General features: G+C 31.1%; 12 protein-coding genes and 1 pseudogene. 5 read left to right on the top strand and 8 right to left on the bottom strand.

Annotated elements, in window-relative coordinates:
• Positions 1-10: 10 nt before the first annotated feature.
• Positions 11-714: pseudogene (locus ACM55I_RS11685) on the bottom strand (fumarylacetoacetate hydrolase family protein).
• Positions 695-970, bottom strand: coding sequence for a hypothetical protein (locus tag ACM55I_RS11680; protein WP_416846983.1), 276 nt, complete (start codon positions 968-970; stop codon positions 695-697). The pseudogene ACM55I_RS11685 and the gene ACM55I_RS11680 overlap by 20 nt, the downstream one beginning before the upstream one ends.
• Positions 971-1249: 279 nt before the next feature.
• On the opposite strand from ACM55I_RS11680, the gene ACM55I_RS11675 reads away from it, so the two are divergent.
• The gene (locus ACM55I_RS11675) at positions 1250-1801 is read left to right on the top strand and encodes a 1-acyl-sn-glycerol-3-phosphate acyltransferase (RefSeq protein WP_416846982.1); all 552 of its coding nucleotides are present in this window, start codon (positions 1250-1252) and stop codon (positions 1799-1801) included.
• A 62-nt stretch (positions 1802-1863) separates the two neighbouring features.
• On the opposite strand, the gene ACM55I_RS11670 is transcribed toward ACM55I_RS11675, so the two are convergent.
• The gene (locus tag ACM55I_RS11670) at positions 1864-2340 is read right to left on the bottom strand and encodes a helix-turn-helix domain-containing protein (RefSeq protein WP_416846980.1); all 477 of its coding nucleotides are present in this window, start codon (positions 2338-2340) and stop codon (positions 1864-1866) included.
• 311 nt (positions 2341-2651) lie between these two features.
• On the opposite strand from ACM55I_RS11670, the gene ACM55I_RS11665 reads away from it, so the two are divergent.
• From ACM55I_RS11665 to ACM55I_RS11650, 4 genes are all read left to right on the top strand, one after another.
• The gene (locus tag ACM55I_RS11665) at positions 2652-3806 is read left to right on the top strand and encodes a M14 family metallopeptidase (protein ID WP_416846979.1); all 1155 of its coding nucleotides are present in this window, start codon (positions 2652-2654) and stop codon (positions 3804-3806) included.
• A 77-nt stretch (positions 3807-3883) separates the two neighbouring features.
• Positions 3884-4363: an Lrp/AsnC family transcriptional regulator gene (locus ACM55I_RS11660; protein WP_035672404.1), complete on the top strand. Its 480-nt coding sequence runs from the start codon at positions 3884-3886 to the stop codon at positions 4361-4363.
• Between the two features lie 96 nt (positions 4364-4459).
• Positions 4460-7045: a phosphoenolpyruvate carboxylase gene (locus ACM55I_RS11655; RefSeq protein WP_416846978.1), complete on the top strand. Its 2586-nt coding sequence runs from the start codon at positions 4460-4462 to the stop codon at positions 7043-7045.
• An 11-nt stretch (positions 7046-7056) separates the two neighbouring features.
• Positions 7057-7572: a DinB family protein gene (locus tag ACM55I_RS11650; protein WP_416846976.1), complete on the top strand. Its 516-nt coding sequence runs from the start codon at positions 7057-7059 to the stop codon at positions 7570-7572.
• Here the strand turns inward: ACM55I_RS11650 and ACM55I_RS11645 are convergent.
• The 5 genes from ACM55I_RS11645 to ACM55I_RS11625 form a co-directional block, all read right to left on the bottom strand.
• A complete protein-coding gene (locus ACM55I_RS11645; RefSeq protein WP_416846975.1) occupies positions 7567-8049 on the bottom strand; it encodes a DNA-deoxyinosine glycosylase in 483 nt (160 codons plus the stop codon). The two genes, ACM55I_RS11650 and ACM55I_RS11645, sit on opposite strands and share 6 nt — an antisense overlap.
• 8 nt (positions 8050-8057) lie before the next feature.
• Positions 8058-10169 (bottom strand): DNA helicase RecQ, encoded by a 2112-nt coding sequence (recQ, locus tag ACM55I_RS11640; RefSeq protein ID WP_416846974.1) that lies wholly within the window; start codon positions 10167-10169, stop codon positions 8058-8060.
• 76 nt (positions 10170-10245) lie between these two features.
• Positions 10246-10656: a DNA primase gene (locus tag ACM55I_RS11635; RefSeq protein WP_416846973.1), complete on the bottom strand. Its 411-nt coding sequence runs from the start codon at positions 10654-10656 to the stop codon at positions 10246-10248.
• Positions 10657-10665: 9 nt separating this feature from the next.
• Positions 10666-11637 (bottom strand): deoxyhypusine synthase family protein, encoded by a 972-nt coding sequence (locus ACM55I_RS11630; protein ID WP_416846972.1) that lies wholly within the window; start codon positions 11635-11637, stop codon positions 10666-10668.
• Positions 11638-11729: 92 nt separating this feature from the next.
• Entirely contained in the window at positions 11730-13130 is a 1401-nt protein-coding gene (locus tag ACM55I_RS11625; protein WP_039108056.1) for a type III PLP-dependent enzyme domain-containing protein, read from the bottom strand.
• Between the last annotated feature and the right edge of the window lie 289 nt (positions 13131-13419).

Here is a 13419-nt window from a genome sequence, read left to right as displayed (position 1 = left end):
TTTGAACAGCTTAAACCACTGTGTTTTTAAAAATCCCGATCTCTTCAATCTCCAGTTCCACTACATCTCCAGGTTCAAAAGGACGGTGAACTGAAAAATTATTTTCTATCAAACTTCCCCAACCAACAGTACCGGATTCTAAGATATCTCCTGGCATAAGGTTTACATTGTTCTCTGAAGCGCGTTCCATCATTTGTGGAAAAGTCCAATGAACGGTTTTATAGTTCCCTTTGCATATTGTTTCTCCATTAATTCTTGAAGTCATCTTTATATCGAAACGATCGGTTGTACTTTTTGGCATAGCCAAATGTTCCTGATGCGATTCTCTTGAAATGCGGCAACGGTATTTTTCAAATTCATCTTTGGTAACGATACAAGGACCAATTGCATTAGCAAAATCTTTTCCTTTATGTGGGCCAAGTGGAACAGTCATTTCATGTTTTGGATGGCACGGGCTGTCCAGTCATTAAAAATAGTGTAACCAAAAATATAATCATCAGCATTTTCGGCTTTAATGTCTTTTCCTTTCTTACCAATTACGACCGCCATTTCTAATTCGATGTCGAGCTTAGTTTCATCGTCAGGACGAAGAATGTTATCTTCAGGACCATAAATAGCTTGATGGTTTGCAAAATAAAAAATAGGTATTTCATACCAAGCCGCTCCAACCGTATGACCGAAAGATTTGGAAGCATTAAGCCATGTGTTGTTCAAAACCTATATAGTCTCTAAAACTTCTTGGGTTTGGCAAAGGAGCCAAAAGGGTTACTTCTTCTAATGTATAGTGTGGAGGAATAGCTTCTAAATTGTTGTTTTTTATAATTTTATAATAATCTTCATGGCCATCAATAAAACTCAACATATCATTAGGCAATCGTTGATCTGCTTTTTGCATTTCAACCACGCCATTATCTTTTAGCCAACCAATCTTAGTTTGCCCTTTATTATTTTTAAAAGGTACTAATTTCATTTTTCTTTTTTAAAATAGGTTGTGCCAACATTCCAGTAGTTTCCCCCATAGTAGCACCAATATTTGCATCTTCAGGTGATTGATGTACAGGAAAGAGAGAAAAGAAAGAAAGCAAAATTGAATGTTTAGAGAATAGATTTTTTAGAAACAATTCATTATTTTGGTAAAATGAATATAATAACGATAAAACCTCAAGAACTTCTTGAGGTTTTATTTAGAATTTTATGTGTTTTAATTTATAAATAGATATTAATTATTTTGTGCAAAAGATAAGGAGTGATGAAGAAACAATTTTATAAATGGATATTTTTCAAGCTTATGGGTTGGAAAATAGTTGGAACAATTGATACAGATATAAAAAAATGTGTAATGATGGTTATGCCTCATACTAGTGCGCATGATTTTTATTTGGGTATTTTCACCAGAGGAATAACTGGCTTAGAAATGAATTGGGTTGGAAAAAAAGAATTGTTTCGTTTTCCTTTCGGGTTTTATTTTAGATACATGGGAGGGGAACCATTAGATAGAACAGGTGGATTGAATAAAGTAGATTCTATTGCAGCTATTTTTCAACGAAAGGAAATTTTTAGACTTGCTGTTGCTCCCGAAGGAACCCGTAAAAAAGTAAGCGAACTAAAAACAGGATTTTATTACATTGCACTAAAAGCAAATGTTCCCATAATTCCTGTTGCTTTTGATTTTGGTAAAAAAGAAGTCAATTTAGGAAATCTAATAATTCCTTCAGGAAATTTAGAAGCTGATATGCTTATTTTGAAAAAACATTATTTAGGAGTTGAAGGTAAAATTCCTGAAAAAGGGTTTAAGGAATAAATTAAATCTCTTTTATTTTAAAAAATAACAAGACTATTTATTATTATAAATCGTTCTGAAAATTAATCTGAAACATAACTTTTAAATGTTCCATTTTTATAAAAAATTACAATCTTATCAATTTCACTCGAAAAAGATTCCTTTGCTATATTTTGACTTTCCATTTTTTTTGTATCCAAAGAGTTTATTGGATTCGTGTCTTTTATTTCTGAGAATAAATTTTCAGGAATAATTTCGTTGTTTAATGGAGTAGGGATATTTTGTTTTACAACTTCTTCAAATACATTTTCTGTGGTATCGATTTGCGCAGTGTTTTTTGGAAACGTTCCTTTTCCATTCAAAATCCAATACAAATCAACATCAGGAAAAACATCTAAAATTTTAAGGATAAAATCCAGACTTGGTTTGTTTCTTCCCGAAAGAAGGTGAGACAAACTCGAACGCTGAACGCCAATTTTATCTGCAAAAGAAGAAGCATTCAGACCGTAATAATCCAGTATAATTTCTAGTCTTTTTATAAAATCGTCTATGTTTACCATTGTAAATTTTGATTAATAATAATCTATTTACAAATGTAACTAAATTAAGTTAAATTGCCAAAATTACAAGTGTAAATAGTATTTATTTAAATATTTTTATTAATGTTTTAATATAAATAAAAATATTTAAGTAATTGATAAATAATAAATTATCTTGTAATTATATTTAAGGTAACATTTGTCAATTATAAAGAGTTTGCTTTAGAGTAAATAACAAGAAAAATTGTTTACATCATTGAAATAATTTAAATTTTACTTGTTTACAAATGTAAATATAAAGATGTTTACTTTTGTAAATCAAATAATATAGTATGAATTTAGAACAATTATTCAATCAATATAAAGAAGAATCTATCCACGGCCGTTATATTACTTTAGATTCAATTGAGCCTTTATTACAGAAATTAAACACCAATAATCAACTTAAAATTATTGGGAAATCAGTTCTTGAAAAGTCTATTTATTCCTATCAAATTGGTGAAGGTAAAACCAGAATTTTTCTTTGGTCTCAAATGCATGGAAATGAAAGTACAACTACAAAAGCACTTTTTGACTTTTTAAATGTATTAAATAGTGGGTCAGATTTGGCAAAACAATTGCTTAATGCTTTTACTTTTTGTAGTATTCCGATGTTAAATCCTGACGGAGCAACTTTATATACGCGTGAAAATGCTAATATAGTAGATTTGAATAGGGATTCTCAAGACCTTTCTCAGCCTGAAAGCAAGATATTGCGACAAACTTTTGAAACTTTCAAGCCGGATTATTGTTTTAACCTTCATGATCAACGTACTATATTTGGAGTTAGTGATACTGGTAAACCAGCGACATTGTCATTTTTAGCGCCTTCTTATAATAAAGAGCGAGAAATCAATGATTCGAGATTGAAAGCTATAAATCTAATTGCGGCTATAAACGATGCGTTGCAACAGTATTTGCCGAATCAAATAGGGCGTTTTGAGGATTCGTTTAATATAAATTGTATAGGAGATACTTTTCAGTATTTAGGTGTACCTACTTTATTGTTTGAAGCGGGACATTTTGCAAATGATTATGAGAGAGAAGTAACAAGAAAATTTGTCTTCATGGCGCTAATTTCGAGTTTTGCGTCACTTTGCGAAAACGTTATAGTTAGCAATGGAATTAACAAATATTTGAATATTCCTCAAAATAAAGTCGTTTTTTATGATTTTATGTATAAAAACATCAGAATAAATTATGATGGTATCGAAAAAATCACCAATTTTGCATCACAATACAAAGAAGAGTTATTTGAAAATCAGATTTGTTTTAACGCCTATATTTCACAAATTGGCGAATTAGAAAATCATTTCGGTCATTATGAGTATGATGCTAAAGGAGCACTATATAAAGATGACTATGATAATTTTCCGAAATTAAATCAAAAAGCTGATTTTTGCTTAGATAATGACATAAAATTTGTTAACGGAATGATAAAAATATAATATTTATATCGTTTTATTAATTTTTATGTATATTTTTATACTTTGTAATAGCAATTATTAATATTAATTAAAGAAATATGAGTAAGTTTCGTTTAGATGAAGTAGATCACCAGATATTAGATATGTTGATTGACAATACAAGAGTTCCGTTTACAGATATCGCAAAAAAATTGTTAATTTCTGCAGGAACAGTGCATGTTAGAGTAAAAAAAATGGAAGATGCCGGAATTATAATGGGATCTTCATTAGTTCTTGATTATGATAAATTAGGATATTCTTTTATTGCATATGTAGGTGTATTTCTTAATAATACTTCTCAAACAAAATTTGTTTTAGAGCGTATTAATGAAATTCCTTACGTAACTGTTGCGTCTGTAACAACGGGAAAATTTAATATTTTTTGTAAAATTAGAGCTAAAGACACGAAACATGCTAAAGATGTTATCTTTATGATTGATGATATAGAAGGAGTCTACAGAACTGAAACTATGATTTCTCTTGAAGAAAGTATAAATGATAAGAAGCGCTTGATGCATACTATTTTCAAAAATATGTAATTAATCTTGAACGCTATATTTTAAAATATAACCTCAAGTTTGTTCTTGGGGTTTTTTTATGATAAATTGACTAACTAAACCAACTACAACTAAATTATGTACACGCTGCCTAAAATAGAACGTTTTAATCAAGACGTTCTTTCCAAATATCACATTTATAATAGTGTTTTTATTACATTACCTTTTGATTCTATAGACAATACAGGTGTTTTGCTTCCTTTGTTTACAGATGTTTGTGATACTGGTTTTAAGAAGCAAGAAACTCCTAAAGAAATTGTCGATTTTTTTGCTAAAAGATACTTGCATAGCGCCTCAGAAACAGAAAAAATTGATTTGATGTTTCGTTTTATTCAATACATTGAAAGACAGATTGTTTTGTTTGATGCTATTGAAGATGCTGCTTTTCCTGTAGTTAATAATATGGAAGGAAGAGGTTCTTTGAGGGATATTAAAGAAAAATCAGAAGCAAAAGAGAAGGAAGAAGAGTTGATTGATTTCTTGGAAAATTTCAATGTAAGAACTGTTTTGACAGCTCATCCTACACAATTTTATCCTGGCGCAGTGCTGGGTATCATTAATGATTTAACGGATGCTATCCGTCAAAATAATTTACTTGATATCAAGCAATTGTTAGCTCAATTAGGGAAAACCCCTTTTATTCAAAATGAAAAACCGAACCCTTTTGATGAAGCGGTAAGTTTGATTTGGTATCTTGAAAATGTATTTTATAAAACTTCGGGAGATATGGTTCATTATCTTCAAAAGAATATTTTTAATGGAAATTCAATTAAGAACCCGTTAATTAAACTTGGATTTTGGCCAGGTGGAGATCGTGATGGAAATCCATTTGTGACAACAGGTATTACTTTGAAGGTTGCAGAACGTTTAAGAACTTCTATATTAAAATGTTATTACATTGAAATTAGAAATTTAAAACGTAAGTTAACTTTCTCAGGTGTAGATGTTTTAGTTTCAGAACTTGAACATAAGCTTTATCGTTCTGTTTTTTATTCAACAGGAGATATTTTTATCACTTTGGAGGAATTTAAGTCTCAGTTGAAAAAAATAAAGCAAATAATTATTGACCAACACCAATCATTATATCTTGATGAGTTAGATTCATTGTTAATTAAAGTGAATTTATTTGGTTTTCATTTTGCGTCTTTAGATATTCGTCAAAATAGTAAAATTCATGATGCCGTATTTAATGACGTTGTTGAGTTTTATTTGAATTCAAATCCAGCTGTTTTTCCTGAGAATTATTTTGAATTGTCAGAAGAGGAGAAATTTACAGTTCTCTCTAATACTAAAGGAGATTTAGATCCAAATGTTTTCAATAATGAAATGACTAAATCAACTATTGAGTCAATTCAGGCTATAAAAACAATCCAAGAGAAGAACGGTGAATTTGGTGCCAATCGTTATATTATAAGTAATAATGAAAGTGCGCTTAATGTGATGGAAACCTTCGCATTGTTCCGGTTAAGTAATTGGGAAAATCCTACTGTTGATATTATTCCGCTTTTTGAATCTGTTGATGATTTGCAAAACGCGCATGCTATCATGGAGAAATTGTATACAAATCCAGCTTATGCGAAACATCTAGTAAACAGAAATAATAAGCAAACTATAATGCTTGGTTTCTCTGATGGTACAAAAGATGGGGGTTATTTAATGGCAAACTGGAGTATTTATAAAGCCAAAGAAGAGCTTACTGAAATCTCTCGAAAATATGGTATAAAAGCTATTTTCTTTGATGGTCGTGGTGGTCCTCCAGCTCGTGGTGGTGGAAAAACGCACAAATTCTATGCTTCATTAGGTCCGAATATTGAGAATAACGAGATTCAGGTTACGGTACAAGGACAAACCATAAGTTCTAATTTTGGTACTTTAGATTCTTGTCGTTATAATTTGGAGAATTTATTGAGTGCGGGTGTAACGAATCAAGTTTTCAGCAAAGGTCAGAATGAATTATCAACTAACGAGAAAGATATTTTAGACCAATTGGCAGAATTAGGATATGAAAAATACTTGAGTTTCAAGAATCATCCTAAATTCATTCCATATTTGGAACAAATGAGTACTTTGAAATATTATGCTAAAACTAATATTGGAAGCCGTCCGTCAAAAAGAAGTAAATCGGAAAGTTTGGATTTTGCAGATTTGAGAGCAATTCCTTTTGTAGGTTCTTGGAGTCAATTGAAACAAAATGTTCCTGGATTTTTCGGAGTAGGATCAGCATTGAAGCATTTTGAAGACACGGATCAATGGAATAAAGTTCAAGATTTATATGACAACTCTTTGTTCTTTAAAACTTTGTTGGAAAATAGTATGATGTCATTGGCTAAATCATTTTTCCCATTAACAGCATACATGAAAAAGGACCCTGAATTTGGTGCTTTTTGGCAAATAATCTATGATGAATTTTTGGAAACAAAACGTTTGCTTTTAAAAATTGCGGGTCATAAAGAGTTAATGGAGAATTATCCTGATGGTAAAGCATCTATACAAATAAGAGAGCGTATTGTATTGCCATTGTTGACGATACAGCAATATGCTTTATTGAGAATTAATGAAATTAATAAAGAGAAAAATCCTGATGTAGACTTGATTAAAGTGTATGAGAAAATTGTAACACGTTCTCTTTTTGGAAATACAAATGCAAGTAGAAATTCAGCTTAATTGAAAAAATAATGAAAACAGATCAATTGCCTGTTAGTGAATATTCTGAATTTAACGCAACTTATATTAGAGCTGCGGGAAATATTGATATGATTGAAGAATTGGAAATTTGTCTTCACGATTTTATTCGTTTTGTACAAAATATTCCAATGGATAAATTTGATTACAGATACGCCGAAGGGAAGTGGACTATCAAAGATATTATTCAACACATCATCGATACGGAACGTATTTTTGGGTATCGTGCGTTGCGAATTTCAAGAAATGACAAAACATCATTGCCTGGTTTCGAAGAAAATGATTATGTAGACAACACAAATGCAAATGATAGAAATATTCAGGACTTATTAGCAGAATTATCAGCAGTTAGGCATTCAAATCTGTTTCTTTTTAAAAGTTTTTCAGAAGAACAATTAAAAAGAATTGGAATTGCTTCTAATACGTCTATTTCAGTTCGTGCAATAGGTTTTATTCTTATTGGTCATCAAAAACACCATCAAAAAGTTTTTCAAGAAAGATATTTATAGGGTCTCGAAGCAAGTTGACCAGATTTTTAACTTGTTTTCAAAAGACATTGTATTAGCAGGACTAGTTGAAGGCATCACATAATACGTGATGCCTTTCATTTGTCCGAATTTTTTTAGAAAATATTTATGACTTTCTTTTCCATTAAAGATGATTTTAGTGATTGCTGGAAATTCTTTAAACAACGATTCAAAATCATTTTCTTTTTGATTTTTAATATGAATATCTAAACTTCCTTTTCTTTCGCAATTTTCCAATACATCCCACAATCCAATTTTATTTTTTTGCAATAACTGAATCTTTTCTTCAAAAATTTCTGATACAGGTAAATTACCCAGCTGTGTGTACATTATTTTCCAAAAATGATTTCTTTTATGTGCATAATATTCCTGTTTTTCAAGAGAAGCTATGCCAGGCATGGTTCCCAAAACCAAAATTTCAGTTTGAGAATTTACAAATGGAGGAAATGAATTTATCATACTAATTTTTAAAATACAGCGTTTTCTTTTTCTAGTATAGCCAATGCCAATCGTATTTTTCCGTAATCCATTTTCTCTTCAAAATAATCAAAATACGGTTTCAAGGTATTTGGTAATTCCAACTTTATTTGTGCTTCGGCAATTTGAGATACTTCTTCTTTAGATATAAACGGATTCAAATCTATAGCAGCTCCGTCAACATATAATTTGGCTAAATGGGACATAATCGTACTCAAACCCAATTTACGCTTTTGAGAAATTTCTTCAACAGATAATCCGTTTTGATACAATTCTAATGTTTCTTTATAAGTTGTGGCTTCTTTCTTTTTTTTGACCACCTTAGATTTTTGAAAATCAATTATAGTTTTTATAAAGGCGTCACCATATTTTTCCAGTTTAGCTTTCCCAACGCCATCAATGGCTAATAATTCCTGATCACTAATGGGTCTTTCAGTTTCCATTTGGCGCAAAGCCGCATCACTAAAAATTACATATGCAGGAACTGATTCTTCTTTTGAAATTTCATAACGTAGTTTTCGTAACGTATCAAATAATGAATTTGAAGTAGATTTACTTTTCACTTCGTTGATTTCTTGTTTGTCGATGTTGATTTTTTGAACAATAGTCAATTGGACTTGCTCTCCTTCAAATAATACTTTTTTGGCAAATGCAGTCAGTCTAATTTTGTTTTGCTGATGAAAAGCAATTTCGCAATAACCCAAATTAATCAGTTGGATTAAATATTGATTCCAGTCAAACCAGGAAAGATCAGTGCCAACACCATATGTTTTAAGATTTTGATATTCTTTTTCGTAAATATAAGCATTTTTTGAACCACGCAAGAAGTCAATGATTACAGGTAGTGGCTCCGTTTCTTGCAAACGAATAATTGCGGATAATGCTTTTTGTGCAATAACAGTTCCATCAAAAAAGGAAGGTGGGTTTTTGCAAATATCACAATTTCCGCAGTTTTCTGTAACGAGTTCTCCAAAATACGAAAGCAATATTTTCCTGCGACAACTCAAAGCATCAGCATATTGTTTCATTCTTTCTAGTTTTGCCAGTTGTACTTCGGCATTCAAACCTTGTGATGCAAATTTTTGTAATTGGATTACATCACCATAGCTTTCGAACAATACCGTTTCTGAAGGTAATCCATCGCGACCGGCACGGCCAATTTCTTGATAATAACCCTCTATGTTTTTAGGTAAATTATAATGAATCACCCAACGAACATTCGATTTGTCAATTCCCATTCCAAAAGCTATTGTTGCGCAAACCACTTGACAATCATCATTGATGAATTCATCTTGGGTTTTAGACCGAATTTTATTGTCTAAGCCGGCGTGATAGGCTTTTGCATTAATGCCGATTTTTTGCAGTTTTTCGGCAAGTTCTTCCGTTGTTTTTCTACTTAAACAATACACTATTCCTGATTCGTTAGGCTTTTCTTTGATAAAATCGACAATCTGTTTTACTCGGTCTAAAGCTGGTCGAACTTCCAAACTCAGGTTTTTTCTGTCAAAAGAAGCTACGAATATTTTAGGATTGATTAAATTTAATTGCTCGCTAATGTCTTTACGCGTAGCTTTATCAGCCGTTGCAGTCAAAGCTAAGATTGGAGTAGAAGGGAAGCGATTTTTTAGATAGCCTAAGTTAGTGTAAGCAGGACGAAAATCATGCCCCCAAGCCGAAATACAATGGGCTTCGTCAATAGCAATAAGACTTATGATTAAACTATTGAAAATGTTATCAAGATAAGAAAGGCTTTCTGGTGCAAGGTAAACTAACTTTATAACGTTCGATTTTAAGCTTTCAATATAAAATTGACGTTCGTCTTCAGTTTGACTACTATTTATAAAACAGGCAGCAATACCATTTGCTTTCAAACTATCGACTTGATCTTTCATCAAAGCAATTAGTGGTGAAATCACGATTGTAATTCCTGGAAAAATTAATGCCGGTAATTGAAAACAAATTGATTTACCTCCGCCAGTTGGCATAATTGCCAAAGTATCTTGGCCAGATAGGACACCGTTTATTATGTCTTCCTGATTAGGTCTGAATTTTTCAAAACCAAAGTTTTCCTTGAGTTTGGCATGTAAAATTTGTTGCGTCATTTTGGCGTATATTTTGAATTAATAAAAAAAGGAACTCGTTTGGGAGTTCCTTTTTTATTTTTATCGAAAAAACGAATTAATCTTCGTTATCTTCATCGTCTTCGTCCGAGGTGTCTTTATCTTCTTTTTCATCGTCATCATCATCACCGTCATCTCCACTATCTTTATCGGGCTTATCAAGGTTTTCATCGTCGTCATCATCATCTACTGAATCATCATCATCAAGTTCTAAACCGCTTATTGGTTCAACTACTGCATCGATATCATCATCTTCATCATAATTTTCAATTCGGTCTGCTAATTTTGTACTGACTTTTACTAAATAAATGGTGTCTTCTGTACGAACTTCGACAGCTTCTATTAATTCATTTTTAGCATTTCTAAAACGGATAATGTTTGAGTCATCATATCCTTCAGGAAATTTTTCTACCAAAAGGTTCAAAATTTCATTTGTAAGTTTTGCGTAATCAACTATTACTCTTTTCATAAAGTTATTCTATAAATCTAATAAATATGCGAAAATTAAAGGTGCCACAATTGTAGCATCGGACTCAATAATAAACTTGGGTGTTTTTATGTCTAATTTACCCCAAGTGATTTTTTCATTCGGAACCGCTCCAGAATAAGAACCATAACTGGTTGTTGAATCTGAAATCTGACAAAAATAACTCCAAAAAGGAATATCATGCATTTCCATATCTTGGTATAACATTGGTACTACACATATTGGGAAATCTCCTGCAATACCTCCACCAATTTGGAAAAAACCTACGCCGTTAGTACTGTTTTTTGGATACCAATCTGACAAGAAAACCATATATTCAATACCTGATTTCATCGTAGATGCTTTTAACTCACCTTTGATTACATATGATGCGAATATATTTCCCATCGTACTATCTTCCCAACCTGGTACAATGATAGGTAAATTTTTCTCAGCAGCTGCATACATCCAGCTGTCTTTTAAGTCAATTTCATAATATTCTTCAAGAACACCGGAAAGTAACATTTTATACATAAATTCATGTGGAAAATATCTTTCGCCTTTGTCATCGGCGTCTTTCCAAATTTTATAAATATGTTTTTGCAAGCGACGAAACGCTTCATGTTCCGGAATACAAGTATCGGTAACTCGGTTTAAACCTCTTTCTAATAAATCCCATTCATCTTGAGGAGTTAAATCTCTATAATTTGGAACTCTTTCATAATGAGAATGGGCTACCAAATTCATAATGTCTTCTTCAAGATTTGCTCCAGTACAAGAAATAATATGAACTTTATCCTGACGAATTATTTCTGAAAAAATCTTCCCAATCTCTGCTGTACTCATAGCGCCAGCCATGCTCACCATCATTTTTGCACCGTTGGTTAATTGTTGCTCGTATGCCTTAGCTGCGTCAACTAAAGATGCAGAGTTGAAATGCAGGTAATGCTTTTCAATAAACTGACTGATCGGTCCTTTGCTCATTTTTTTAAATTTAAAGATTTAAAAATCGAAACATTGAATTTGTATTTCAAATTTAACGAATTTTTAAAGTGACTAATTGTATAATTAAGAATTTATTTTTTGTCGTAACCTAATATTTTTAAAACATCATCGGAGGTTTGTTGTTCTGAGAAAACCTCAGTTGCCAAAATTCCATTTTCATCTCTATCTATCAGTATGTGTTTGGGTTGTGGAATTAAGCAGTGGTGTAAACCACCATATCCACCTATAGTTTCCTGATAAGCTCCGGTATTGAAAAATCCTATATATAATGGTTTTTCTTTGTTGTATTTTGGCAAATAGATGGCATTCATGTTTTGCTCTGAATTGTAATAATCATCACTATCACATGTCATTCCGCCTAACAAAACTCTTTCGTAAGTATCATTCCAGCGATTTATTGCTAACATGATAAAACGCTTGTTAATAGCCCATGTATCTGGCAAAGTGGTGATAAAAGAGGAATCAATCATATTCCATTTTTCTCTGTCATTTTGTTGTTTTTGATACAAAATCTGATAAATTGCTCCACCGCTTTCGCCAACAGTAAACGAACCAAATTCTGTAAAGATATTTGGAACATCAACTTCTGCTTCATCACAAGCTATTTTTATTTGATTGATAATCTCATCAATCATGTATTGGTAATCGTACTCAAATGTCAATGAATTCTTGATAGGAAAACCACCACCAATGTTTAATCCATCTAGTGTAGGACATTCTTTTTTAAGCGCGACATATACTTTGATACATTTTACTAATTCATTCCAATAATAGGCATTGTCATTTATACCCGTATTAATAAAAAAGTGCAACATTTTAAGTTCCAGGCTTTTATTTTCTTTTATTTCTTTTTTATAAAAAGGAACGATGTTTTTGTATCCAATTCCTAATCTTGAAGTATAAAACTCAAATTTAGGTTCTTCTTCAGCTGCAATACGGATTCCAATTTTGAATTTTCCTTTTATTTGAGCTTGAAGTAAATCTAGTTCTTCATAATTGTCAATAATTGGAATTGCATTTTTATGACCATTATTTACTAATCTTGCAATGTTCTCAATATATTGATCTCTTTTGAAACCATTACAAATTACATAAGTACTTTTGTTAATTTTTCCATTTTCCAATAAATTTTCAACAATATTGATGTCAAAAGCAGAGGAAGTTTCAATATGGATATTATTTTTGAAAGCCTCATTCATTATAAATTCAAAATGAGAACTTTTTGTGCAATAGCAATAGTAATATTTAGCCTCATATTTATTTTTTTCCATTGATTTACGAAACCAGCTTTTGGCTTTGTTAATGTTATTGGAAATTTGAGGTAAATAGGTAAATTTTAATGGTGTACCATATTTTTCTACGAGTTTCATCAAGTCTATATTGTGAAACTGAAGATTGTCTTTGTTTAATGTAAATTCTTCTTGTGGAAAGTAATAGGTTTGATTTATTAAATCAGAATATTTTGTATTCATTTGTTTTTTAGTATTTTAGATTAAATATATGTAAAAAATAATTAATCTAAAATTCAAACTCTGATATTTGCATAAATTATTTGAAGCTTTTCGTGGTCTGATTTCAAATATTGAAAAACATCAAAACTAAAGTTCCCTTTGATAGAATAAAAACGTTTCAATATTCTTAAAAAAGACATATTGTTTCGGTTTTTCTTAGAACTATAATTTCTCTTGTTTTGACTTTTTTTCATCGCAGCAAATGTAAAAAATATTATATAGGTAATGCAATCCTTTTTATAAAAAAATA

Source organism: Flavobacterium algoris (genome assembly GCF_048158525.1).
Classification (GTDB): Bacteria; Bacteroidota; Bacteroidia; order Flavobacteriales; family Flavobacteriaceae; genus Flavobacterium; species Flavobacterium algoris.
The sequence above is the reverse complement of the archived record's forward strand: the minus strand, read 5'-3'. Positions and strand labels throughout refer to the sequence as shown.

Coding starts and splice junctions, on each gene's coding strand:
- ACM55I_RS11645 (WP_416846975.1), bottom strand. CDS start 8,049: ATGATAAATTCATTTCCTCCATTTGTAAATTCTCAAACTGAAATTTTG.
- ACM55I_RS11670 (WP_416846980.1), bottom strand. CDS start 2,340: ATGGTAAACATAGACGATTTTATAAAAAGACTAGAAATTATACTGGAT.
- ACM55I_RS11660 (WP_035672404.1), top strand. CDS start 3,884: ATGAGTAAGTTTCGTTTAGATGAAGTAGATCACCAGATATTAGATATG.
- ACM55I_RS11665 (WP_416846979.1), top strand. CDS start 2,652: ATGAATTTAGAACAATTATTCAATCAATATAAAGAAGAATCTATCCAC.
- ACM55I_RS11675 (WP_416846982.1), top strand. CDS start 1,250: ATGAAGAAACAATTTTATAAATGGATATTTTTCAAGCTTATGGGTTGG.
- ACM55I_RS11630 (WP_416846972.1), bottom strand. CDS start 11,637: ATGAGCAAAGGACCGATCAGTCAGTTTATTGAAAAGCATTACCTGCAT.
- ACM55I_RS11655 (WP_416846978.1), top strand. CDS start 4,460: ATGTACACGCTGCCTAAAATAGAACGTTTTAATCAAGACGTTCTTTCC.
- ACM55I_RS11650 (WP_416846976.1), top strand. CDS start 7,057: ATGAAAACAGATCAATTGCCTGTTAGTGAATATTCTGAATTTAACGCA.
- ACM55I_RS11625 (WP_039108056.1), bottom strand. CDS start 13,130: ATGAATACAAAATATTCTGATTTAATAAATCAAACCTATTACTTTCCA.
- ACM55I_RS11680 (WP_416846983.1), bottom strand. CDS start 970: ATGAAATTAGTACCTTTTAAAAATAATAAAGGGCAAACTAAGATTGGT.
- recQ (WP_416846974.1), bottom strand. CDS start 10,169: ATGACGCAACAAATTTTACATGCCAAACTCAAGGAAAACTTTGGTTTT.
- ACM55I_RS11635 (WP_416846973.1), bottom strand. CDS start 10,656: ATGAAAAGAGTAATAGTTGATTACGCAAAACTTACAAATGAAATTTTG.